Genomic DNA, 24,820 nt, shown 5'->3' with positions numbered 1-24,820 from the left:
AGAAGATCAGGCTGCGATTTTGGTCTCGATCTCGCGGACGGGCATCTTGTAGGCACACCACATGTAGGGTGCGCCTTCGACGGTGACCTGGGCGTAGCCGACAGCGTGGACGAGGGTTTCCTGCTTGTTGCTGGCGAAGATGGCGAGGTTCAGCGAATAGATGCCGTGGGCGAGATCGACGCGATCGATGGTGAGGGCGAGTTCGGAGCTGCCTTCGGGGATTTCTTCGAGGTGTGCGGAGAAGTCTGCCTGCCCGGAGGTGGTGCCGGCGAGGTCGATGAAATTGACAAAGGCGATGCCAACCGGGAGACGCTGCTCTGATTTGACGTGAAGTTTGATGACGAGAGAGGAGCCGGCCTGCACCATCATCTGCGCGGCGTCTTCGCCGAAGGAGACGGACTGGATGGAGTCGTGCGTCTGCAGCGTGCACTGGTTGCTGGATTTGGCGGCCTGCAGGGAGTTGTAGCGATCAATGGCCTCGTTGGTGGTGCCGTAGTAGAGGCTGCGTCCGGAGGCCATGAGCATGGCGGCGGTGCAGATGCGGGCCATCTGGCTCTGGTCATGTGAGACGAAGATGATGGCGCAGTCGCGGGCGATGGAGCCGATGCGCTTGAAGCATTTGGCACGGAAGGCGGCGTCTCCCACGGCGAGGACTTCATCGAGGATGAGGACGTCTGGCTTCATGGCGGTGGCGACAGCGAAGCCGAGGCGGACCTGCATGCCGGAGCTGTAGGTCTGGACGGGGGCGTCGATGAACTCGCGGATCTCGGCAAAGTCGATGATGGTGTCGAGCTGGGCATCGATCTCCTTTTTGCTGAGACCGAGGATGGCGGCATTGATGTAGATGTTTTCGCGGCCGGTGAGGATGGGGTTGAAGCCCGCACCGAGGGCGATCAATGCGCCGACGCGGCCCCGCATGGTGATGGAGCCGGAGTCGGGCTTGATGAGGCCATTGAGGATTTTTAGGAGCGTGGTCTTGCCAGCGCCATTGTGGCCGATGAGGCCGAGGCACTCGCCGCGGCGGAGCTGGAAGGAGACGTCATGGACTGCCCAGAACTCGCCGGCGCGGAGATCGTTTTCATTTGGCAGCGCGTTTGCAGTGCTTGCAGAGGCGGATCTCTGCCATGGGTTCATCTCCGTGAAAACGTCCTTGATGCCGTACCAGAGGGAGCGCTTGAGATCGCGGCAGAATTTTTTGGAGACATGCCGGACATCGACCAGCACATCATCTGGGCGGGCGGGCGCAAGAGAGGCCGCTCCTGCGGAACGGGTCGCGTCCAGGGGCTTTTCAATCGGAGTGGTCATGATGAGCATGGCGGTGGAGAGGTGAAGGACGGACTAGCCGCCCATGCGGGCGATGAGGTGGGGCATGGCGAGGCGGAAGGCGACGAGTCCGGCGAAAGCCACGATGAGGGAGACGAAGGTGATGATGGCGAAGGGAACAAGGAGGGTGAGATCCTGGCCCGAGAGCGTCTGGCGAGCGGTGACCATGAGAGGAGAAATGGGATTCCAGGTGGCGAGGAGTCCGGCGAGGCCTTCGGTCCTGGCAGGATATACCACGGGGGTCAGCAGCATGAGGAACTGGGCGAAGATGGGGATGCTTTTGGAAACATCTCCATACAGAGTGCCGATGGGCGCCATGGCGAGGCCGATGGCGCTGCCGCAGAGAAGGAGGCCCCCGAGGGCGACCGGGAAGAAGGCCAGACCACCACTCACTGGGACTTTCCACCAGATCATGACACCGACGAGCAAAACCATTCGAACGGCGAAGTTGAAGAGCACCATGTAGAAGCCGGCCAGCAAGATCGCCTCGCGGGGGAAATTGATCTTGGCGAGCATGGATTTGGCGGCGCTGAGGCTCTGCACCGGACCGGTGACGGCATCCACAAAGCCCTGCCAGAGGAGGGTGCCCATCATGGCAAAGGCGGGGTAGGGGACGGTGCCGGTGTCGATCTCGACAATGCCCTGAGAATTCAAGAAGATGAAAGTCAGGGAGGCGACGAGGGGCGGGAGGAAGGCCCAGACATAACCGAAGTAGGTCTGGCGATACTGCGCGCTGAGATCGCGAACGAACAGACGCCAGGCGAGCTCGCGGCCCGCCATGATATCTGCAAACATCGCCTTGATGAGCCTGAGGGGATTGCCCAGCAGGGGCTCAGGGGAGTAGGTGCGTTCGGCCAAGGGCATGGTGATAGAGCATGGGTGTCCCATAATTTTTTAATGCGTGAGCGTGAGGTAGGGCGATCTGCCGTTTTGCGGAGATCTTGCTGTGACGAAGCTTTCGAAGCGAAGGGCTAGGCCTTCAGTTCATTCGGCAGCGGTTTGCCGATGCTGTACACTTTGAAACCGATCTGACGGAGCTTCGCGTGATCGAGCAGGCTGCGGCCGTCAAAGATCCAGGCCGGTTTGACCATGGACTGGTAGATGGCTTCGAAGTCGAGCTGACGGAATTCATCCCACTCCGTGAGGACGAGCAGGGCGTGAGCGCCAGCGGCGGCCTGGGCGGCGCTGGTGGCGTATTCGACATTGGGATGATTGCTTTCGATGCCGAGGTCCGCGCACATCTGAGCGGGGCCGACCTTGGGATCGTAGATGGAGAGATTGGCGCGCTCTTCGAGGAGATCCTGGCAGACGAAGATGGCGGCGGACTCGCGGGTGTCGTTGGTGTCCTTTTTGAAGGCGAATCCGAGGACGCCGATGCGCTTGCCGGTGACGGTGTTGAAAAGAGTGTGCAGGACGCGCTCGGCGAAGCGGTGCTTCTGCCAGTCGTTCATCTTGATTACCTGGTCCCAGTAGGCGGCGACTTCGGGGAGGCCGAAATGACCGCAGAGGTAGACGAGATTGAGCACGTCTTTCTGGAAGCAGGAGCCGCCGAAGCCGACGGAGGACTTGAGGAATTTGGGGCCGATGCGGGAGTCCGTGCCGATGGCACGTGCGACTTCATCGACATCCGCGCCGGTCTTTTCGCAGAGGGCGGAGATGCTGTTGATGGAGGAGATGCGCTGGGCGAGGAAGGCATTGGCGACGAGCTTGGAGAGCTCGGAGGACCAGAGGTTTGTGGTGAGGATGCGCTCGCGGGGAACCCAGTTGGCGTAGACGCTGACGAGGGCCTCCACGGCTGCAAGGCCACCTTCGGTCTGCTCGCCACCGATGAGGATGCGGTCCGGCATGGTGAGGTCTGCGACGGCGGTGCCTTCGGCGAGGAACTCGGGATTGGAGAGCACCTGATGCTTCAAGCCTTTCTCGCTGGAGGCGAGGATGGTCTGGATGGCCTCGGCGGTGCGGACGGGGATGGTGCTTTTTTCAACGATGATCTTCGGAGTTTCAGCGACTTCCGCGATGGTGCGGGCGACGGACTCGATGAAGCGAAGGTCGGCAGCGCGGTGAGCGCCGACGCCGAAGGTCTTGGTGGGGGTGTTGACGCTGACGAAGATGATGTCGGCGTCGCGGATGCCCGCCTTGACTTCGGTGGAGAAGAAGAGATTGCGGCCACGGGCGGAGCGCACAAGGTCATCGAGGCCGGGTTCGTAGACGGGGAGTTCGTCGGAATTCCACGCGGCAATGCGCGCGGCATTGAGGTCCACCACATCGACACGAATGTGGGGACATTTGGCGGCGATCATCGCCATGGTGGGTCCGCCGACATAGCCGGCACCGATGCAGCAAATTCTCATAGGGGGTTTAGAGCGGGTAAATTAGTTAAGGGTCAGCTTTTTGAGCGGTGCTTTCATCGGGCGGGGCTGTTTGGCCGCGGGGCCGGAAAGCAGCTGGGCGAAGTAAGCAATGGTGCGGTCGAGGCCTTCGGACAAGGGGATTTTAGGCTCCCAGCCTAAGCGGGTCTTGGCGAGCGTGATGTCGGGCTGGCGCTGCTTGGGATCGTCTGCAGGGAGGGGGCGGAAGACGATCTTGGACTTGCCGCCTACTTTGGCGAGGACGAGCTCGGCGAGCTCGAGCATGGTGAATTCGCCGGGGTTGCCGATATTGACCGGGCCGGTGAAGTCGTCGGTGTCCATGAACTTCATGAAGCCGGCGATGAGATCATCGACGTAGCAGAAGCTGCGGGTCTGCTGGCCGTCGCCGTAGATGGTGATGTCGTTGCCCTTAAGGGCCTGGACGATGAAGTTTGAGACGACGCGGCCGTCGTCTGGCAGCATGCGGGGGCCGTAGGTGTTGAAAATGCGGACGACGCGGATGTCCACGCCGTTTTGGCGGTGGTAGTCGAAGAAGAGGGTTTCGGCGACGCGCTTGCCTTCGTCGTAGCAGGAGCGTGGTCCGATGGTGTTGACGTGACCCCAGTAGCTTTCGGGCTGGGGGTGAACTTCGGGATCGCCGTAGATTTCGGAGGTGGAGGCCTGGAAGACGCGGGCCTGGAGGCGGCGAGCGAGGCCGAGGACATTGATGGCGCCCATCACTGACGTCTTGATGGTCTTGATGGCGTTGTATTGATAGTGGGGAGGGGAGGCGGGGCAGGCGAGATTGTAGATCTGATCCACCTCAACGCTGATGGGCTGGGTGATGTCATGACGCATGAACTCGAAATTCGGGTGGTTCATGAGGTGGGCGATGTTCTGCTTGCGACCGGTGAAGAGATTGTCGGCGCAGATGATTTCATGATCCTGCTCCAGCAGACGTTCGCAGAGATGGGAACCGAGGAAACCGGCTCCGCCAGTGATGAGAATGCGCTTTTTCATGGGATTAGTTCGAGTATTTAGTTATTTAGGGGAGTGAGGGCGCTGGAGGAGGAGTCGTGCTGGTTTAGGAGGGTGATTTACCCGTTGAGAGGCTAGAGTTAAAGCACAACTTCATAATCAGCGGTGGCTTGTTGTAACGGAACCTGAGCGAATTCAATCAAGCTGCCGCCATTGGTTGAGGCTGCGCTCCACCCGGCTTGCTTTTGAACTTCCATAAGCATCCGTTACCGTTAGAAGAACTCCACTCACTGACGGTTCAGATGTCGCTAAGGGTAGTCTTAGTGCCGGTCAGGTTGACCGTAGGGGTGAGGTGGGAGCACACTGGCGTATCACCAACCTTATTTACATCCTCCGCTGTATCGCACTCGCTTCTGTAGCGTTGTGCATTTGTGTGCTACCCGGGGCCAATGTGAAGCTGCCAGGATCAACGCATTCACTGATTATCTGGCTGGCGTGCACAGGATTTGCCTGCTGGGCAGTGGCGCGGTGCCTGGAGTGGAAAGCCCCGCATACGCAGGAGAGGACGGTGTGGGGAATTGCGGGGGGAATCGCGATCTACGGGTGGGTGATGACCTGTTTTCCCAGGGCGATGGTGGAGAGGGCCACGGGGGCGATCTTTGAGCTGGATAAAAGCCCCTGGCTGGCCTTTGGGACCATGGACCAAGAAGCCTCCATTCAGGCCATGATTTCCATATCAGTTGCAATAATGCTGATGGTGGTGGTGAGGGATTTCGCGACGGAAAGGACCGGAAGGTATGTTCTGGCACTGGCGGTGACGGTGGCGGGGTTCATCACCGCAATTGCGGGACTCTGCCTGCACTCCTCGGCGGAGTTGACGGCGCTTTGGCAGGTGAATCATGTGCCGGACTCGGTGTTCGGGCTGTTTTGGTACCATGGAAACACGGCGGCTTTCCTCAATTTGACGTGGCCGGCGGGTGTCTGGCTGGGAACGCTGCTGCTGCAGCGGGGGCTGCGACACTTCCGCCAGCAGATGATGCTGTCGTTTCTGGTGGTGGCGGTGATGATTCAGATCATCGCTGTGTTTGTGAATGTCTCGAAGATGGGGCATGTGCTGCTTTTAATGGAGGTGGCGCTGCTGGTGGGAGCGGGACTGATGGTGTGGAAGCCGGATCTGGCGGCGCTGCCTTTTGGCAACTGGCGAACTCTTCTCCTGATCTTCATTGGTCTTGGGCTGCTAGGAGCCGGGGCGTGGCTGAGTGGCGCCGGTGCTGGACTGGACCGGTGGAATGTGTTCGCGGACCGACATTTTGACGATCCCGCCCGACGGCATGCAGCGATGATGGCGCTGCAAATCGGCTGGGACCATGGCTGGACCGGGACGGGCCCGGGCACGTTTGAGTGGGTTTCCGTCCATTATTCTGCGCTGGACCCGATCCTCGCGCCCGGGCGGTGGCGGCACGCGCACAATGACTACACCGAATTGTTTGCTGAATGGGGCTGGCCGGGGGTGGTCTTTTTCATGCTCGTGCTGGCCTTTCCGGTGCGGCGCTGGATAGGAACTCTGCGGCAGGTGTTTTCAAAAAACCCGCGGGATGGCATGTCGTTTCAGCGCAAAGCCGGGCAGATTTGTTTTTCCGTGGCAGTCGTATCGATGCTGGTGCACGCGGTGGTGGATTTTCCAGTGCAGATCGATGCGACGCGCCATCTTTTTGCGGTGATGGTGGGCATGGTGATGGCCCTGACGATGTCTTCACTGAGGAGCACCAGTTCATCGGGACGGAGAAACACCTGGAGGAGCGAGCTGGAAGGAGACACGGTCCCCTTCCACTTGTCTGAGGGTGGCCTAAAGGATTCCTGATTGAAATGTAAGGCCAGGTATTCTGGAATTTATAGTTGCTGCGGGAGAAGGTTTCTGCATGCAAGACGCGCTTAACCAAAGAGTCAGTGGATGGACCCCGTTTTTTACCCTGGTGGATGTAATCTCGACCGCCAGCGCTTATTTCGGTGCCTTTGTCCTGTCCCAATTGCTGCCACCTGACACGCTGAACCTGGTGCTTTCACCGCCTTCGAAAGAGGGAGTGCTGCTGGCGCTGGGCATCATCGGCCTGCTGCTGCACACGCTGATCTGGTCCCGTGACGGACACTACATGTTTCAGCTGCTGAACGGGAGGATGCTGAGAATTTGCGCGGCGCAGATTTTGTTCGTGACGCTCACGGTGTTCATTTACCTGGGAATCTGGCGGAACTATGACATGTCCCGCAAGCTGATGCTGCTCTTTCTGACGCTGCTGGGCCCGTGCCTGCTGGTTGGAAAGGTGCTGTTCATGAAAATGCTGAGCGCCCTGGGGGCGAGAATTCAGCCAAGGCTGCGGATTTTGGCCGTGTGTGATGAAGGCGGCGAGGCTGCAACCAGGCAGTGGTTTAGCAACAAGACCCTGCTGGGCATTCACCTCTGCGACGTGCTGGCCATTGAGACGGACGCGAGCCAGGAGGCGTTTCTGGAGCACCAACTGGAGGTGGCGCTGAAGCGTGACCGACCGAATCTGCTGATCTGGCGCCTGCCCACGAATGCAGCGCGCACGGAGAGGATCCGGCAGATTGCGGAATCGCATGGCACGCATCTGGCCGTGGACCTGCTGCCGATCGTAGGAGACATGGGCGCGGTGCAGCTGACCGAGTACTCGCAGATGAAGCTGGTGAGCCTGCACAAACATCCGCTGGTGAGCCCGGCGCATCGCTTCCTGAAGCGCACGCTGGACATCTGCATCAGCCTTCCGGTGGTGGTTCTGGTGCTGCCTTTCCTGTGCGCCGGAGTGTGGCTGGTGCACCGCATCTTTTCGCCCGGTCCGCTGTTCTTCAAGCAGTCGCGCTCCGGGGCAGACGGCCAGATGTTCAAGATTTACAAATTCCGCACGATGACCGTGAACCATGGCCGCGAGAGCGTGCAGGCACGTGCCAATGATTCGCGCATCTTCACCGGTGGCGGGCTGATGCGGAAGCTGAGCATCGATGAAATGCCGCAGTTCCTGAACGTGCTGTTTGGAGACATGTCGGTGGTGGGGCCACGCCCGCATATGGCCGAGCACGACGTGCTGTTTGCCATGGAATGCAGCCAGTATGCCCTGCGCCACACGGTGAAGCCTGGTGTGACCGGGTTGGCCCAGGTGCGCGGACATCGCGGCCCGGTGGACAATTCAAGCGAGATCAAACATCGCGTGACTTCGGACATCGAGTACTGCCAGAACTGGTCCTTCTACCTGGATCTGGAGATCATCGCGCGGACCTTTCTGCATGTGTTTTCCTTCCACGCGAAGTCCTGCTGAGCATTTGATGGTGTTTTGGGTTGAGTGAGTCAGTCAGTCAGTCGGTGAACAAGAACAGTCCAGCTGCCCGCAGCTGGGCTGTTTTGTTTTTTCAAGCATGAGCCGGTGGTGTGTACTGCGCCTCCACGACTTTCATCCGGATATCTGAAAGCAGGCGGGCTTGCTCTATGAGATGGAGCGTGAGGGCGAGTCGGTTGCCGCAACCGGTTTTGTTGAAAAGGCTGGTGACGTGGCCTTTGACGGTCTGCACGTGCAGATTCATGAGCAGGCCGATCTCGATGTTGCTCTTGCCCTCGGTGAGCCAGCAGGCGATCTCGGCTTCGCGTGGCGAATAGGCGGTGGCGAAGGTCTCAGGGGTGATGCAGAGCTGATCGCGCACTTTCTGACGCGCCAGGGCGAGCCTGCGGGCGTTTTCGAGGTGCGGCTGCGCGAGCGTGAGCATGAGGCGGTCGCGCTCGCTGAACTCGCGCGGACCGGAGCGTTCGAGTCCGAACCACAGGCGGTGTGTTTCATCTGTCTTCACATAAACTGCTCCGTGATGATCCATGCCGAGGAGGCGGAAGCATTCGCTGTATATGTCCAGATTGTGGAACTGGCGCTGGCTGACGAAATCGCTGCTGAAGAAGGGTTTCCCTTCGTTCACCGAGGGATCAAAATTGGTCATGTCATACTTCCACATGCAGCGGCCGAAGCCTTCGACGCCCGCGGCCCAGTCGGGGGTGAGGGCACTGGTGACCATTTCCATGGAGCCGGCCTGGAGGTCGAGGTTGGCGTAGTTGATCTGATCGACGCCGATGAGTGTGCTGAGGAATTTGAAAGCGGCCTCAGGATAGCCACCAAGGCGCAACTCTGGAGTGTAGAGTGCTAAGGTGGCCTCATTGAGAGTCTGGAGATCGGCGGCGGTGACCATGAAAGGTGAAGGATGCCAGATTGGATCGGAATTGGACAGGCTTTTTGGCTTTGTCTCCATACCAAAGTATGGCCGCGGCGGCTCGGCCTAGCGTGGCGTGGGAGGAGCGGTCAGGGTACGATGCAGCCCCATGAGCCATTCAAGTATTTTGCGCACGCAAGCCTTCCTGCTTCTCTTTTTCTTTGGGGTTTTGCCGGCATGGGGAGGGGTGGTGATCACAAGCGCTCAAAACCTGGCGCTGGAGGCGGAGGGCGGAGCAGTGTCAGCGGGAAATCTGGCACCAGGGGGAATGGCTTTTGCGCAGAATGAGATCGGCAGCGCGCCGCATGCGATCAAGAATTTGAACGACGGCCTGCAGGGCAATGGTAACTCGTGGATCGCGGGGGCGGGGTCTTCGTTTGCGGGGGTGGGGTTTGGGACGAAGCTGGTGACGGTGGGACGGGTGGCGTTTGGGCGGGACGGCACGGGCAATTTTACGGACCGGGCGCTGGCGGTGTACACGCTGCAGTACACCACGGTGGCGAATCCCGATGCGAGCACGCCGGACGGGAGCTGGACGACGCTGGGCACGCTGAACTACCAGAGCAGCGGGGGCGCGAATTTCTCCAGCATGGCTGCGCGGCATGTGTTCTCATTCACTCCAGTGCAGGCCACGGGCCTGCGGCTGAAAATTGCGGCCGCCAGCGACGTGGGAAGCTGGGTGTGCGTGGATGAAATCGAGCTCTATGCTGCGCCCGGGCTGACGCTGCTGGAGGAGGGCGGCGTGGCGCGGACGAACAATCTGGCCGCAGGGAAGACGGCGTTCGGCACTGAGGTTCTGAGCCCGCCGCATGCCATCCCCAACGTGAATGACGGGGTCTATGGCAATGCCAGCTCATGGCTGCCTGCCACGGCAGACGCTGCCATCGGCATCAGTTTGGGAGCGACGCCGGTGACGGTGGACAAGATCGCGTTTGGGCGGGACAACACCGCGCAGCTCGGCGACCGCTTCACGGCCACGTTTGACCTGCAGTACACCACGGCAGCCAGCCCCTCTGCCAGCACGCCGGAGGGGAGCTGGACGACGATCGGCACGCTGGACTATGCGACGCTGCCGCAAACGGGAAAATTTTCGCTGCCCCCGCAGAGACATCTGTGGTCCTTCCCGGCGGTGAGCGCGACGGGCATCCGCCTGCGGGTGCGGAATGCGCCCGCGCTGGTGGCGGTGGATGAGCTGGAAATCTACGATGCGACGAGCCAGGAGCGCCGCCCACCGGCGCTCACGCCGCCTGCCAATGTGAGTGTTTATGCGCCGCTGCCAACGTCCACCTCGGCCGTGGTCACCTACGCGGCGGCTACAGCGGTGGACGATACCGACCCTGCGCCTGTCATCGGCTACAGCGCAGTGAGTGGCAGCGCCTTTCCGGTGGGGACCACAACGGTGACGGTCACGGCCACCGATACGTCTGGGAATGTGGCCACCAAGACCTTCACCGTGACGGTGGTGCTGCCGACGCCGCAGATCGTGGTGGAGCAGCCTGTGGGCACGCCGCTGGCCGATGGCGCGGGCGTGGTGGACTTTGGCGCGGTGAGCAGCGGTGGCTCGGCGGTGAAGACTTTCACCGTGCGCAACACCGGCAATGCGCCGCTGACGGGGCTGGTGCTGACGCTGGACGGGGCGCAGGCGGCGAGCTTCAGCACGGGCACGCCGGGGGCCACGGAGCTGCAGCCGGGGGAGAACACCACCTTCACGGTGACGTTTGCTCCGGGAAGCGAGTTTTTGAGCCAGGCGGGGCTGCACATTGCCAGCAATGCAGCCGGTGCGGCGAATCCTTTTGATGTCTCGCTGCGCGGCACGCTGCCGTGCCCAGTGGTGACCGCGGTGCCCCCGACGGTGACGAGTGCTGATGCAGGAGTGGCCTTCAGCCAGAGCTTTACGCAGACCGGCGGCGCGAGCCCGGCCACGTTTTCAATCACGGGCGGGCAACTGCCGGGCGGTCTGAGTCTGGCGGCCAATGGCACGCTTTCTGGCACGCCGTTCGCCGGGGGGACCTTCACCGTGAGTGTGAAAGCGGCGGACCTCTATGGCTGCCCTAGCGCGGCGGTCTCCTACTCCCTCACCGTCAACGCGCCGAAGCTGCGCGTGGAGGAGAGCGGGCAGGAACTGGCGGTGGACAAAGCTGTGGGTGCCTGGGGCGACTCTTTTCAGGGCAAGACCACGGTGCCAGCGGGCTTGACGACAGGCGTGGTGGCGGTGTCGGCGGGCGCTTCGCACTCCCTTGCGCTCCTGCGGGACGGCACTGTGGTGGGATGGGGAAGTCCGTCCCTGGCTGCGGTGCCGGCGGGGCTGTCCGCAGTCATCGCCATCTCTGCCGGGGACGGTCATAGCCTGGTGCTGAAGAGTGACGGCACCGTGGTTGCCTGGGGGGCCAATTCTTCCGGGCAGTGCGATGTGCCCGCCGGACTGGGCGGCGTGGTGGCGGTGTCCGCCGGAACCGGGGTGAGCGTGGCCGTGAAAGCCGATGGCACCGTGGTGGCGTGGGGTGCTAACGACTTTGGGCAGGCCGGGACGGCCGGACTCGCGGGAGTGGTGGCGGCGTCGGCGACCAACAACTACGTGGCCTATTTGAAAGGTGACGGCAGCGTGGTGGTGCGTGGCGGACCTCCATTCAATGGCACGCCATTTAGTGGAATTACGAACGCACGTGCCATCTCCGCAAGCTACTACCAAATGATGGTACTCAAAGCTGACGGGACGCTGGCGATCGCCGGTCTGCACACCCAGTTCGGTGACTACATGACCATGCCTGCGGGACTGGACAATGTGCGCGCCATGGCGGTGGGGTATGATCTGGCGGTGGTGCTCAAAAATGACGGCACTCTGGTGCGCTGGGGATCCACGAGCAACCCGGCGTACACGCTGCCGGTGAACCCTGGCTTCGTGCGGGATGTGTCATTGACCCTTGAGCATGGGCTCTATCTCAGCGGTCTGGTGACGACCTCATTCACGCAGGCGCTGCTGACCAGCGGCCAGACCAAGACCATCACCCTGCGCAATACCGGCAGTGCGGCATTGACGCTGGGTGCGATGACCTCGACGGGGAGCGGCGGGGACTTCACCGTGTCTGCTCCGGGGGCCAGCAGCATCCCGCCGGGTGGCAGCGCCACCTTCACCGTGGCCTTCACGCCGCAGGTGGCAAGCGCGGGCCAGCGGGAGATGGTCCTCTCCATCCCCACCAATGACCGGGATGCGGCGCCCTTTCTGCTGCGCTTCACAGGCATGGCGGTGGATACGCGGCTGGCTAGCCTGGGCGTGAGTGGTGTGGTGCTCAGTCCGGCCTTTACCTCCAACACTCTTGCCTACTCCACCCTGATCCCGACGGGAGTGACGAGTCTCACCTTCACTCCCAGCGCAGTGGTCTCCGGCGGTGCGATCACGATCAATGGCACGCCAGTGGTGGGCGGCAGCCTCACGCTGCCGGTGGCGGCTTCCTACACGATCACCTCCACGCGTGATGGCTTTAGCGTGTCCTACACACTGACCACACAGCCGTGCCCAGCCATCACCCTGAGCGGCGCCTCGCCTTTTGCCCAGCAGGGGGAGGCTGTGAGTGTGACGCTGTCTCAAAGCGGTGGTGTGGGACCGATGAGCTACAGCATCTCCGCAGGTGCGCTGCCGCCGGGAATCGCGCTTTCCAGCGCAGGCGTGATCAGCGGCTCTTCGCTCGCGGCAGGGATTTATCCAATCACTGTGAAGGCCACGGACTCTCGGCTGTGCACCGGCACGCTGGCTCTGAGCGTGACCATCCACGGACCGAGCATCCGGCTGGAGCAGGACGCTACGTCGATCGGCGTGAATGGCTCGCCGGTGGTGGTGTTTTCGAATCAGGCCTTGAATTCCACCAGCGCGGTGAAGACCCTCACCATTCGCAACCAAGGGGACCTGCCGCTGCAGCTCGGCACTCTGACGCTGGGCGGAGATACAACGCAGTTTGCGGTGTCCGTGCCTGGTGCCACGCAGCTGGCTCCCGGTGAGACGACTAGTTTTACTGTCTCGTACTCTCCGACTGTCGCCGCGAATCACATTCTCAGCATCACCATTCCCAGCAATGATGCCTTCACCCCTGCGGCGCTCATCAACATCAGTGCGACGGGGAAGGACGTGCGCCTAACGCAATTCTCTGTGCAGGATGCGCGCACGTTAGTCGGGCTGACTCTAAGCCCGGCCTTCAGCCCGGATGTTTTCAGCTACACGGTGGCCAGCCCTCTCTCCCGCCTCACGCCGACGGTGCAGATCTACGTGCGGCCGGTGGATTCGGGCGCCACCGTCACCATCAACGGGCAGAGCGCTGTGGTGGGGCTCTTGAACCCCCTGCCGCTCCCACTTGGCAGAAATACTTTCACCCTTGTCTCCTCTCTGGGCACGGCCACGCGGACCTACACTCTGGTGATCGTCCGCCAGCCGCCGCCCTACCGGGCTCGCCTCACGGTGGAGGCGCCGGGCGGCACGGCTCTGACACCTGCCACCAGCGTGGTAGCCTGGGGCTGGAACGCCTACGGGCAGACCACGGTGCCGGGCGGCCTGACGGGGGTGAAGAGCATCTCCGCAGGGGGATTTCACAACCTCGCGCTCAAGACCGATGGCACGGTGGTGGGGTGGGGCAGTGACTTCCACGGGCAGAGCACCGCGCCGCGCGGGCTCACGGGTGTGCGCAGCATCGCAGCGGGTTTCATGCACAGCGCCCTGGTGCGCAGCGATGCCACCGTCAGCTCCTGGGGATGGAATGCCTATGGCCAGAGCAGCACACCTGCAGGCCTGGCGGATGGAGACCTGCTCTCCGGCGGATACGCCCACACCCTGGCGCTGGATGGTGCGGGAGGCGTACGCGCCTGGGGGGATAACAGCTACGGCCAGTGCAGCATCCCGGCGGGACTGAGCGATGTGCTCGCGATCTCCGCGGGAGGAGCGCACAGCGTGGCGATTCAGGGGGATAGCACTGCCATCGCCTGGGGCTATGCGGGCGATGGCGCCACCAGCGTGCCTGCGGGACTGGGGCAGGTGAAAGCGATCGCGGCAGGGGACGCGCACACGCTGGCGCTGAAGGTGACCGGCACGGTGGCGGCGTGGGGCCGTGGCAGCGACGGGCAGACGGCGGTGCCCGCGGGCCTGGCGGATGTGGTGGCGGTGGCGGCGGGGTATCAGCACAATCTGGCTCTGCGCCGGGATGGCACGGTGGCGGCCTGGGGCGGCTACAATGCCTATGGTGAGACCACGCTGCCTGCGGGTCTGAAAAACGTGACCGCCATCGGCGTGGGGGACTACCACAGCATCGCGCTGGTGCGCGCCGTGCCGACCGTCAGTTTTGGCAGTCAGACCGCGGGTGCGGCCGGGCCGGTGCAGACCTTTGTTTTACGCAGCACGGGCATCAGCGATTTGGTGCTGGGCTCCCTCACCGTGGAGGGGCCGAACGCTGCTGAGTTCGCGCTGAGCGGGCCGGCCCTGAGCACGCTGGTCTCCGGCAGCAACAGCACGGCGAGCATCGTCTTTACGCCGGGAGCCGCAGGCCTGCGCACGGCGACGCTGCGCATCCCGAGCAATGATGGCACGGATTTTCTGGTGACACTCACGGGCACTGGTTTGGAGCCGCCGCCTGCGCCGTATCCAGCGTGGCAGCAGCAGCATTTCGGCAGCAGCACGGCCGCCCGCACTGCCTCTGGCGAGGACTTTGACGGCGATGGGGTTCAGAACCTGCTGGAGTTCGCTTTTGGCACCAATCCCACCCAGCCCTGCGCGGGGCCGCTCTGCCACCAGGGCGGCGTGATCACGCCCGGCCTGCCGCACATGGAGGGCAACGGTGCCGTCTTCATGCGCCGCAAAGACCGGGTCGCAGCAGGCATCGCCTACACTGTGGAGTTCAGCCCTGATCTTAGCATCTGGACCGTCGCGACCACCACCCCGACCGTGCTGGCCGAGGACGGCACGAATGAGGTCGTCAGCGTGCCCATGCCTGCTGCGCAGACGCGGCATTTCTTCCGCGTGAAGGTGAGCGCGACGCCGTGAGCGTGGCGAGTGTGGCTGGGGAGAAACGAGGCTGTAAAAACGCATGATTTCCATGCGGATGGGGAGGGTGTGGGATCAGATGGATGTTGTATTTTAAAGTAGCATGTTGTGGTATTCTAATGAGCGGTGCATGAGGCGCTTTTTTGGGTTTGGCTTTGCAGTTCAAACTTTTCGCATCCCGCTCAGGCGAACCTATGGGCCTCACTCTTCGATCCGCACCCAGAGGTGGCCCAGGGCTTTCTCTCCGCGGGCGTTGGTGTGCTGGACGGTGACGATGTAGTCGCCGGGTTTGGCGAAGGTGTGGGTGGTGATGGCGTAGCCGTCTTTGGCGAGGGCTTTGGCGTTGCCGTCTGACTTGACGGTCACGGGTGCGGTGTCGTCGCCAAAATCCCAGGTCTCGCCGCCGGCATCGCGGAAAGTGCGGACCTTGAAAGTGATTTCCTGGCCGGGCTTGAGGTTCATGGTGGGGAAGAAGCTCGGGTGGATGGCTGGAGGGATGTTCGCGAGGTCGTCTCCGATGACCTGGACGATGGCGAAGTCGTAGCTGGTGTGGCCGGCGTCGTCGGTGATTTTGAGGATCTCGCTGGTGCTGCCGGGCTGGGTGTAGGTGCGCTCAAAGGTTGCCGTGTTCTTTTTGGTGCCGTCTGAGAGCGTCCACTCATAGCTGGCGATCTTGCCGGAGGCGGCCCAGGATTTGGTGGCATCGAGCGTGATGGTCTCGCCCACACGGATGAGGTGATGCGGGCGCGCGACGGCGATGACGGCGGGCTTTTGCTCACGCACATAGCTTTGCCACGCGAAGGCGTAAGCGTCCTGCGTGCCCCACTTGCCGGAGGGCTGGCGGCTTTTGATGCCAAAGTGCAGGTGCGACCAGCCGCCGCTGGCGCCTTCCTTGCCCAGCAGGCCCATGCGCTGGCCCATCTTCACCCGTGTGCCGGGCTGGATGGCGTCGTCGATGCTGTGGAAGTGGCTGTAGCGGTAGTACCAGCCGCGTGAGTCGAGCACATAGACGACGTCATAGCGCGGACGCACGGGCGTGAGGGAGTAACCGTCGAGTGTCTTGTCGCGTGCGCTGACAACGAGGCCATCGGTGGCGGCGACGACCTCCACAAGGCCTTCGCAGCCGCCGAAGTCGAGGTCGTTGTGGTAGTAGATTTTTTTGCGGTCGGGTTTGTCGCCGCCGTCCACGTAGGTGGGTTCGTTGGAGAATTGAGTGCTGGTGGCAAACCAGCGCTGCTTGAGCGGATAGACAAAGGTGCCGGGCTCGATCCATGACGCGCCAGTGGGCCAGAGGCGCAGGCGTGCGTCGGCCACCAGGCCCCAGGAGTCTTCGCTACTGTTGGCATTGTAGCCGCGGGTGATGGGGCAGTCGATCTGCACGCCGCCGACGGTTTGTGGCAGGTGGTAGGTGGCGCTGGTGAGCCAGGCCTCCTTGCCATTCACCTCCACCTTCACGCGGGCCTCGCGTACGGCATGGGCCATGGAGTCGGTCTTTTCCTGGAGATCGAGCAGCTTCACCTTTGCGGTGCTGCCATCGGCGAATTTTACCTCGGCGGATTCGCCGATGTGGAGGTCCACGGCGCGCAGGGTGGGCTCCAGCGTGGGCTCGGGTGGTGCGGCGTGCAGCGGGAGCATGAGCTGCGGCTGGAAGAGCGCGGCGGCGAGCAGGGCGAGGGTGGGCAGGCGTGTTTTCATCAATGGAAGGAAGGAGAAGCCGGTGAGAATACTGGCTGAAATGGAAAAAACTTTGTTACGCTTTGCAGGTCTGGCGGAAATACTGCCCAGCCATGCTCAGTGAAAACGACCAGGAACGCTTCATGCGGCTGTGGATCATCGCCCAGCCGATGGTGGCCGGCTATGTGCACGCGATGATCCGCGACCACGCCACCGCGCAGGATGTGCTGCAGGAGACGGCGCTGGTCATCTACCGGCGGTTTGCGGAGTATGATGAGTCGCGCCCGTTTGCAGGCTGGGCGCTGGGAATTGCGAAGTATCAGGTGCTGGGACAAAGGCGGGACGTGATGCGCTGCCCGGTGGTGTTTGATGACGAGGTGCTCGCGGGCTTTACGGAGACCTGGGCGTCTCTGGCACCCGCCGCACAGGATGAGTCTGAGCTGGTGCGCGAATGCCTCGGCAAGCTGGCTGCGCATGCGCGGCGTCTGGTGCAGATGCGCTACTTTGAAGATCTGAACGCCAGCGAGATGGCCGCACGCCTGGGCATGGCGGCCACGGCGGTGCGCGTGGCGCTGCAGCGCGTGCGCGAGCAACTGCGCGCCTGCGTGGAGCTGCACCTGAAACTTGAACAAGAATCCTGACCATGAACACTGACGAACTCATCTCCGCCTATCTCGACGGCACGCTGGACGAGGCCGGCGGCATGCAGCTCAAGGCATGGCTGAAGGAGTCGCCGGAAAACATGCGGCGATTTGCCGCTGCGGCGATGTTTGACCAGCAGGTGCGCACGGCGGTGCAGGCACAGTCGGGAGAGCCGGTGGTGCAGACGCTGCTACATGAGGCGCGGCCCGCAAAGCCGACACGCTGGCGGCAATGGCGCCCGATGTGGGCGGCGGCAGCGGGGCTGGTGCTGGGCTGCTTCAGCGCATCCGTCGTCTGGGCCTATGCAGCGCCGCTGAGCCAGGCTGCGGCACGGCGGAGCCAGCTGCTTTTCAGCGAGGGCTTTGAGGATGCGCACATGGAGGCGAGGCACGGTTTTCCCAACCGCGCCAATGAATGGTTTGGCGATCTTTTGCCTACGCACAGCACTACGGATGGAGCATCGCCTGCGAATGGCCTGGGCATGGCGCGGCTGGCACCGGCGGAGAAACGAAAGTACAGCTACGCCTACCGAATCGTGGACATGGCGGAGACGCCAGCGGGCGAGGCATCGGCATCTGCCTCGACGACGCGTCAGGTGGAGGTGACGGCGGCTTTTCACGGCAGCGGCGCAGCGGTGGCAGACCGGTTTCAGATCCGGCTGGCGGCGTTTGCGGAGACACCGGAAGACATTCGCCCCATCTGGAATGACGAGGCCACTTTATTTGAGCGCGTGCTGCAGCATGTGGGGCGCAATGAAGTCAGCGAGCCGGGCGATCGCGGCTGGCATCTGGTGAAGGCGACGATGGAGATCCCTGCGGGCACGCGCAGTCTCGTCATCTCGCTCGGCGCTGCTCTGACGGACGCTGCCGCTCCGAAGGTGGATCACTACCTCGATGCCGTGGAGGTCAGGCTCATCAGCACAGCGGCTACACCTTGAAACCTATTTCTTATTCAACGTCCCAACCCCACAGCTCCGCACCATGAAATCCCTGCTCACGTTTATCGTATTCTGCACGCTGCTCGTGCGCGCGCATGCCGCGCCGCCTAATGTCGTTTACATCATGGCCGATGATCTCGGCTGGAGCGATCTCAGCGTTCATCCGGGCGGCACGATCCAGACGCCGCACATCGACAAGCTTTTTACCCAGGGGGTGGAGCTCAAAAACTTCATGGGCTGGTGCGTATGCTCGCCCACACGTGCGATGCTCCTCACCGCGCGCCATTGCTTCCGCGTCGGCACCGGGCCGGAGACTGGCGGCGAGCTGGCTGTGGAGGAGACGACCATCGCGGACGGCTTCAAGGCAAACGGCTACCACACCGGTGTGTTTGGCAAATGGCACAATGGCGAGGACCCGGACACGCCGGAGTATCGCAAGGCCTACACGGAAAACTGGAAGGACCGCAAGAACAAGGACTTCGTCAGCGGCCTGGGCGCCAATGCGCACGGCTTTGACGAGGCGTGGGTGTACTATGGCGGCGGGGCGGACTACTTCACGCGGCGCACCAGCAGCGGACGCGGCCCCGTGAGCTGGTGGCACAATCGCGACTACCACGGGAATGATGCAGGCTACACGGACGACCTCGTCAATGACCATGTGCTGGAGTTCATCCGCGAAAACAAGGACCGCCCCTTTTTCTGCTATGTGCCGTATCACATCGTGCATGCGCCGCTGCAGGCCAAAGACTCTGACCTGGCAGGTGTGGACGCCAAGGTGACGGATGAGACGCGGCGTGTGTACAGCGCCATGGTGCATGCGATGGACAGCAACGTGGCCGCCATCCTGGCGGAGCTGGACAAACTCGGCCTGCGGGAAAACACCATTGTGGTCTTCACCAGCGACAACGGCGCCACACGCGACGGCAGCAACCTGCCCCTGCGCGGCGGCAAGCACTCGGTCTACGAGGGCGGCACGCACCTGCCCACGGCCATCTCATGGCCCAAGGGCGGACTCTCCGGTGGCAAGACCTGGGACGGGCTCTGCGGCGCGCTGGACATGTTTCCGACGCTGATGGCCATGGCAGACCTGAAGATGCCCGAGACCCGCCCGCTGGATGGCAAAAACATCTGGCCCGCACTGCGCGGCAATGAGCCCAGCCCGGTGAACAGCTACTACTGGGCATGGCACAATGAGGACGCCATCCGCACCGCCGACTGGCGCATGCACCGCTACTCCGACCACGCGGAGCTTTATGATATGCACAAAGATGTCGCTGAAAGCACCGACGTGGCCAAGGACCACCCCGAGGTGGTGGCGGCGCTCAAGACGGAGATGGACGCCTGGACCGCCAGCACGGGCGCGGTGCTAACCCACCAACCTGCGCCGATGAAGCTCGACGCCAAACCCGCACCCGAGGGCGAGGTGCTTGAGATCTCCGTGACCGTGGAGAAAGGGACCAAGCCCAAGGACAGCCTGGTCATTCCCTTCGCGCGCTATGGCGGGCATGTATATGCCACAGACGCCGTGGAGTTTGACATCGCAGTCGCGCCTGGCAGTCCGGCGAAAGGATTCTTTTACTCGCCCTTCAAAGGAAACGACAGCAAGGACATCTCGCCCTTTTTTAAACGCGGCGAGGGCGTGGATCAGTTCGGACGTGAGCAGGCGAGCGGGCCGGAACCGAAGGGCGGTGCGGGCGTTTGGGAGCATCGCGTCATCGGCCTCGCGAGCTACGGCCCTGGCATCATGCCAGGCCAAGCCATCGTTTTCAAAGGGGCCAAACCAGGCAGCTACAAGGTCCATCTCGACAACTTACGCCTCCGCCACGCCGATGGCAGCACGGAAAACATCTGGTCCGGCAGCAAGGACACGAAGGATAAAAAAGGCTCCGACACCGAGCTCTATAAAGAGGTGAAGGTGCGCACCGTGAATGCCACGGAGGCGGGCTCATCCAAGTGATGCTGATGCCGCGCGGCGCACTGGCAAAACACGGCTGCAGGCAGAGCGAGGCTCGCGCAAAGAATCAGCGAATCTCTCTCAGCAGGTCCTGCAGCCAGGCCTCGTGGCGGTCGGCGGTGGCGGCGCGGATGGCTTTCACGGTGGCGGGTTCCACGGGCGCACCCGTGTGCTCCCACTCGCGGCGCAGGTAGGTCAGTACGGCGGCGATCTGCTCGTCCGGCAGCGAGCCAAAGGCGGGCATGTCTAGGTAATACGTCTTTCCTTTGACCGACAGCGGTCCGGTGAGCCCATGCAAAACGATGCGCACCAGGCGCTGCTCCGGGCCCAGCACCCACTCAGAATCCATCAGCGGCGGCGCCACGCCATCGAGCCCCTTGCCATGCGGCTGATGGCAGGCGGCGCACACACCGGTGAAAAGCGCACGGCCCATCTCATAGCGCGCCTGCTGCTCTGCGGTAAGCGGTGTGAGCGGCGGCTCGGGCTTCACCCCAGGCTTGCCAGGCCAAACCAGCAGTGCGGCGAATTTACCGGCACGCTTGTCCGTTATCTGCTTCAGCGCGGCAGGCTCGGCAGCGAGCTTCACCGGCTTGCGCAAGGAGGCGCTGAGCACGCCATCCAGCACGGCGGCGCTTTTCTTGGAAGCCGCCGCCAGTGCCACGAGTCGCTCAATCTCCGACACCTTGCGCGAGGCCATGATGCAGCGTGCCAGCGCGGCCACCAAGGCATCGCTGCTCTCAGCATCTGCGGCCAGCTCCTCCAGCAGCGGCAGCTCGCGGTCCGTCATGCCGCTGGCAATCGCATCTGCCAGAAACTCAGTCTTAACAGCCCGGCGTGCCAGCGCCGCCATCGCGCGGTCTGCCTCGTGGTCCGCAGCCTCTCCCAGCGTGAGCGCGAGCTGCTGCTGCACGAAGGGGGCGCTCTCTGCTTCCGCGTCGCTAAAGCGGGCCAGCATCGTGAGCCAAAACAGCATGCGATTTCGAGTCTCTTCACCAGCGGCGCTGCCGGGCCGGATGACGCTCTCGCAAAGGCGGATGGCGGTGGCGCGCACGCGCGGAGCGGTTGCTGAGAGCGCGGCCTTGACGGTGGCTTCATCGAGTTGCTGCATGCCATCCAGCACCCACAGCGCATGCACTTTTCCCATGTCGCCGGATCGGTCAAAAACGAGCTTCTTCAGCGCAGGCACCGAGCTCACATCGCCACGCTCCACCAGCAGGCGCTGCGCCGTTTCGCGCCACCAGCTGTTGGCTTTTGTGAGATGTGCGACAAGCTGCGCGGAGCTTTCCTTTTTCAAATCCACCCGCGCATACGGCTTCACGCCCTCCGGCGCGATGCGCCAGATGCGGCCGAGATTCAGAGGCTTGTCCAGGCCGCGCTTTTCCGAGTAGCCGCGCAGGTAGGTGGTGAAGGATTCACGATGCTGCAGCACACCGCGATACAGGTCGGTCACATACAGCGCGCCATCCGGGCCGCTGGTGAGATTCACCGGGCGAAAGCGCTCGTCTGTGGAGGCGATGAAGTCGCGCTGCGCATACGCCTCTTTGCAGGAGAGCGTGCCGTTTTGTGCGGTCATGATCTCGCGCTTGATCAGGTTTCCCGCAGGCTCGCAGATGAAGGCATTGCCCTCAAACTCCGCACCAAAAGCCCCGCCTCGATAGATGTGCGGTGCGCAGGCTGCAGTGAACTCTTTGAGCCGCCCGTTCTCGCGCAGGATGCCGTCTCGGTAGCCACGGTTCACACCAGGATTTACCCGCGCAGGCCACACGAGCTGGTCCTCATACACGCGGATGTTCAGCCCGCCGCCGCTCTCGTAGTCCGGGTTTCGCGCCAAGTAGTGCGCGGGCAGGATGTCCACGCGCAGTGGGTCCTGATTCGAATTATAAAACAGGTGACCGTCGTCATCCTGCGCCAGCCCCCACTGCCCGTGATACGCAGATGGGGCAGCCGTGAATTTGCCGCCTTCAAAGCGGAACTTCCGCGAGTGGTGCGCCGAGTGGATCCAGTTGTCTAAGCCCCACAGCAGCGAGTTCGCCGCCTGCTCGGGATTTCCCAGCAGCGGGTTGATGGGATTGTTCACCGTACCGAAGTCGCCGGCCACTTCCGTTTTCTCATCCGCACGGCCATCGCCATCCGTGTCGCGGCAGTACCACAGCTTCGGCGGTGCGCCGATCAGGGCACCATCTCCTACCAGCAGCAGCGCGCGCGGCAGCACCAGCCCATCGAGAAAGACGGTGCTCTTGTCCATGCGCCCGTCGCCGTCAGTGTCCTCCAGCACGCTCACTCGGCCCACCGGCAACTCCTCGCCCTGACCATCCATCGCCGCCATAAAGCCGCGCATCTCCACCACCCACAGCCTGCCGTCCGGCGCTATCTGCGTGACCACCGGAGACTCCACCAGCGGCTCACACGCCACCAGCTCGATCTTAAATCCCGGCGCGAGCTGAAATGACTGCCGCTCCTCCTCCGCCGTGCGCGGTGTGGAGGGCGGGATCTCGCCCTCCGCCACACGCAGCACCTGCACCTCACCGGGCTTGTCGCGCTTGTCGCCAAACTCCGCCGCCATCAGTGTGCTGGCGGCAAAGAGTAAAGAGACCCGCAGCACCCTGCGGATACTCCCGGTGGGTATCATTGTGAAAGAAGCGTGTTTTTTGACCATGTCAGCGCACTCAATAACGCACCCCGGAACGCCGCCTTTTTCCCGCCGGGTGCCTTCTACCTGTATTTTTGTCACTCCATCTCGTCAATGCATCGCCTTGCGGGCGAACCTTGCGCAAACCTGCGGGCCTCTCGCGTACCCATCTCCACATCGATGGCCTCGCAGCCACGGATGCTTTCCTTATGATCTTTCGCGCACTCTCCGCCCTTCTGCTACTCATCTCATTCTGCGCCGTCAGGGATATCTCGGCCGCAGAAGGCACCAAACCCGCAGCAGGCGCAGATGCCGCGCCCAGGCCCGCTCCCACGGAGCGCATCGCTCTCTGGCCTGGCAAAGCTCAGAATGGCGATGGCACCTTTGAGGACTGCGCTCTGGAGCTGGAGGTCTTTCTGCCGCCTGCTGGAAAAGGCAGCGGTGCCGCCATCGTGCTCTGCCCGGGTGGTGGCTACATCAGGCATGTCACTTCGCGCGAGGGCTACCCCATCGCCGAATGGCTCAATGAAAACGGCATCGCATGCATCATCCTGGAGTATCGCCTGCCGAAGCTGCGCCACGCCGTGCCGCTGCTGGATGCGCAGCGCGCCCTGCGGCTGGCACGCGCCAATGCCTCCCGCTGGCGCATCGATCCACAGCGCACGGGCATCCTCGGCTTCTCCGCAGGCGGCCATGTGGCCTCCACGGCCACCACGCACTTTGACGCAGGCCGTTCCGATGCCGCCGACCCCATCGAGCGCCTGAGCTGCCGCCCCAGCTTCGCGTGGTTCGTCTATCCCGTCGTCACCATGGGCCCGCATACCCACACGGGTTCACGCAAGGAGCTGCTGGGCGAAAATCCGCCCGCAGAGCTCATCAGCCTCTACTCCAATGAGCTTCGCGTGTCCGCAGACACTCCGCCTGTCTTTCTTGCCCATGCGGTGGATGACAAACCGGTGCCCATTGAAAACAGCCGCCAGTTCGTGCAGGCCATGAAATCCCATCAGCGTGCCGTCGAGCTGCTCGAACTCCCCAGCGGTGGCCATGGGCTCAATGGCTGCAAAGGCCCGCTCTGGGAGCAGTGGAAAGCCGCTGCTCTCCAGTGGTCTGTAAAGCAGGGCATCATCTCAAAGGGAAAGCCGGAGTAACGGAATGCAGTAGGATTGCAAAGAACGGATGGCGTTGCTAAGGGTGCTGAAAATTGATGATCGCCAAATTACGCAAGAAAGAACACACCGGACGAGTGATGGAGTGGCATGCGGACAAGGGGTATGGGTGGCTGAAGTTTGAGGACAAGCGGTTGTTTCTGCACCGACGGGATTTCTCCAGGTGGCACCATGCGCCGAAGGTGGGGGAGGAGATCCGCTTCACCTGGGGGCTGGATACCAAGCAGCGTGAGTGCGCCCAAAATGCGGTGCAGGTGCGTGAAGTGGCCGCGGTGAGCGTGTGGGCGCTGCTGGTGCTGGCAGCGCTGCTGGTGGCGCCAGTATATGCGTGGCGGCAGACGGGCTGGGAGATGTGGAAGCTGGCGGCCTACGTGGGCGCGGTGTCAGTGATGACTTATGCGGCGTATCGAAGCGACAAGCGGAAGGCGCGAAGGGAGGCGTGGCGCACGCCGGAATGGTGTCTGCATCTGCTGGAGCTTGCGGGCGGCTGGCCGGGAGCGTGGGTGGCGCAACGGCGGCTGAGGCACAAGTGCTCGAACAGGTTTTATCAATTTGAGTTCTGGCTGATCATCTGCATCCACCAGTTTGTGGCGTTCGATTCGCTTCAAAACTGGAAGTATTCGCAGTTGTTGAAGCGGGAGCTTTTTGAGGATCATAGGACACCGCAGGCGCGAAAGAGTGCGTGAGGTGGATGTGAAAGACAGAAAGGACGCCGGAGAATGAAGGGAACCGGGGCGGGCAGCGCAAGAAGCACCGATGGCCCCTCACCCCAGCCCTCTCCCCGAAGGGCAAAAATGCTTGCATTGCACACCAAGGGCGGGGAGAGGGAGATGTACTCTCGCCACCCTGGATGAGAAGGTGATGTGATGATTTAAAACGCGCTGGCGTGCGAG

Annotated in this window: 15 protein-coding genes; 8 read left to right on the top strand and 7 right to left on the bottom strand. The window is 62.6% G+C overall.

Annotated elements, in window-relative coordinates; translation table 11 throughout:
* Positions 1-6: 6 nt before the first annotated feature.
* From ACILSO_RS16985 to ACILSO_RS16970, 4 genes are all read right to left on the bottom strand, one after another.
* Positions 7-1,305 (bottom strand): polysaccharide ABC transporter ATP-binding protein, encoded by a 1,299-nt coding sequence (locus ACILSO_RS16985; protein WP_395738628.1) that lies wholly within the window; start codon positions 1,303-1,305, stop codon positions 7-9.
* 33 nt (positions 1,306-1,338) lie between these two features.
* Positions 1,339-2,187 carry an ABC transporter permease gene (locus ACILSO_RS16980; protein WP_395738627.1) on the bottom strand — a complete coding sequence of 283 codons (849 nt, stop codon included), beginning with the start codon at positions 2,185-2,187 and terminating at the stop codon, positions 1,339-1,341.
* A 107-nt stretch (positions 2,188-2,294) separates the two neighbouring features.
* Positions 2,295-3,674: a UDP-glucose 6-dehydrogenase gene (locus ACILSO_RS16975; protein WP_395738626.1), complete on the bottom strand. Its 1,380-nt coding sequence runs from the start codon at positions 3,672-3,674 to the stop codon at positions 2,295-2,297.
* A 21-nt stretch (positions 3,675-3,695) separates the two neighbouring features.
* Positions 3,696-4,691 carry a UDP-glucuronic acid decarboxylase family protein gene (locus tag ACILSO_RS16970; RefSeq protein WP_395738625.1) on the bottom strand — a complete coding sequence of 332 codons (996 nt, stop codon included), beginning with the start codon at positions 4,689-4,691 and terminating at the stop codon, positions 3,696-3,698.
* A 682-nt stretch (positions 4,692-5,373) separates the two neighbouring features.
* Here ACILSO_RS16970 and ACILSO_RS16965 point away from each other — a divergent pair.
* Together ACILSO_RS16965 and ACILSO_RS16960 are read left to right on the top strand one after the other, a co-directional pair.
* The gene (locus tag ACILSO_RS16965; protein WP_395738624.1) at positions 5,374-6,510 is read left to right on the top strand and encodes an O-antigen ligase family protein; all 1,137 of its coding nucleotides are present in this window, start codon (positions 5,374-5,376) and stop codon (positions 6,508-6,510) included.
* A 58-nt stretch (positions 6,511-6,568) separates the two neighbouring features.
* Entirely contained in the window at positions 6,569-7,975 is a 1,407-nt protein-coding gene (locus ACILSO_RS16960) for an exopolysaccharide biosynthesis polyprenyl glycosylphosphotransferase (RefSeq protein ID WP_395738623.1), read from the top strand.
* 91 nt (positions 7,976-8,066) lie between these two features.
* Here the strand turns inward: ACILSO_RS16960 and ACILSO_RS16955 are convergent, their stop codons facing one another.
* Positions 8,067-8,885: a LuxR C-terminal-related transcriptional regulator gene (locus ACILSO_RS16955; RefSeq protein ID WP_395738622.1), complete on the bottom strand. Its 819-nt coding sequence runs from the start codon at positions 8,883-8,885 to the stop codon at positions 8,067-8,069.
* Positions 8,886-9,096: 211 nt separating this feature from the next.
* Here ACILSO_RS16955 and ACILSO_RS16950 point away from each other — a divergent pair, with 211 nt between their 5' ends.
* Entirely contained in the window at positions 9,097-14,925 is a 5,829-nt protein-coding gene (locus tag ACILSO_RS16950) for a choice-of-anchor D domain-containing protein (protein WP_395738621.1), read from the top strand.
* A gap of 201 nt (positions 14,926-15,126) precedes the next feature.
* On the opposite strand, the gene ACILSO_RS16945 is transcribed toward ACILSO_RS16950, so the two are convergent.
* Complete coding sequence (locus tag ACILSO_RS16945) at positions 15,127-16,620, bottom strand: PKD domain-containing protein (RefSeq protein ID WP_395738620.1); 1,494 nt, start codon at positions 16,618-16,620, stop codon at positions 15,127-15,129.
* A gap of 92 nt (positions 16,621-16,712) precedes the next feature.
* Here ACILSO_RS16945 and ACILSO_RS16940 point away from each other — a divergent pair, with 92 nt between their 5' ends.
* From ACILSO_RS16940 to ACILSO_RS16930, 3 genes are read left to right on the top strand one after another with little or no spacing between them, the layout of a single operon-like run.
* The gene (locus ACILSO_RS16940; protein WP_395738619.1) at positions 16,713-17,240 is read left to right on the top strand and encodes a sigma-70 family RNA polymerase sigma factor; all 528 of its coding nucleotides are present in this window, start codon (positions 16,713-16,715) and stop codon (positions 17,238-17,240) included.
* A gap of 2 nt (positions 17,241-17,242) precedes the next feature.
* A complete protein-coding gene (locus tag ACILSO_RS16935; RefSeq protein WP_395738618.1) occupies positions 17,243-18,178 on the top strand; it encodes an anti-sigma factor family protein in 936 nt (311 codons plus the stop codon).
* A gap of 43 nt (positions 18,179-18,221) precedes the next feature.
* The gene (locus ACILSO_RS16930) at positions 18,222-20,135 is read left to right on the top strand and encodes a sulfatase-like hydrolase/transferase (protein WP_395738617.1); all 1,914 of its coding nucleotides are present in this window, start codon (positions 18,222-18,224) and stop codon (positions 20,133-20,135) included.
* Between the two features lie 64 nt (positions 20,136-20,199).
* Here ACILSO_RS16930 and ACILSO_RS16925 read toward each other — a convergent pair whose 3' ends face one another.
* Positions 20,200-22,788 (bottom strand): c-type cytochrome, encoded by a 2,589-nt coding sequence (locus tag ACILSO_RS16925; RefSeq protein WP_395738616.1) that lies wholly within the window; start codon positions 22,786-22,788, stop codon positions 20,200-20,202.
* Between the two features lie 182 nt (positions 22,789-22,970).
* Here ACILSO_RS16925 and ACILSO_RS16920 point away from each other — a divergent pair, with 182 nt between their 5' ends.
* Positions 22,971-23,909 (top strand): alpha/beta hydrolase, encoded by a 939-nt coding sequence (locus ACILSO_RS16920; RefSeq protein ID WP_395738615.1) that lies wholly within the window; start codon positions 22,971-22,973, stop codon positions 23,907-23,909.
* Positions 23,910-23,965: 56 nt separating this feature from the next.
* The gene (locus tag ACILSO_RS16915; protein ID WP_395738614.1) at positions 23,966-24,613 is read left to right on the top strand and encodes a DUF1294 domain-containing protein; all 648 of its coding nucleotides are present in this window, start codon (positions 23,966-23,968) and stop codon (positions 24,611-24,613) included.
* Positions 24,614-24,820: the final 207 nt, after the last annotated feature.

This window comes from Prosthecobacter sp. (genome assembly GCF_044226605.1).
Taxonomy (GTDB): domain Bacteria; phylum Verrucomicrobiota; class Verrucomicrobiia; order Verrucomicrobiales; family Verrucomicrobiaceae; genus Prosthecobacter.
The sequence above is the reverse complement of the archived record's forward strand: the minus strand, read 5'-3'. Positions and strand labels throughout refer to the sequence as shown.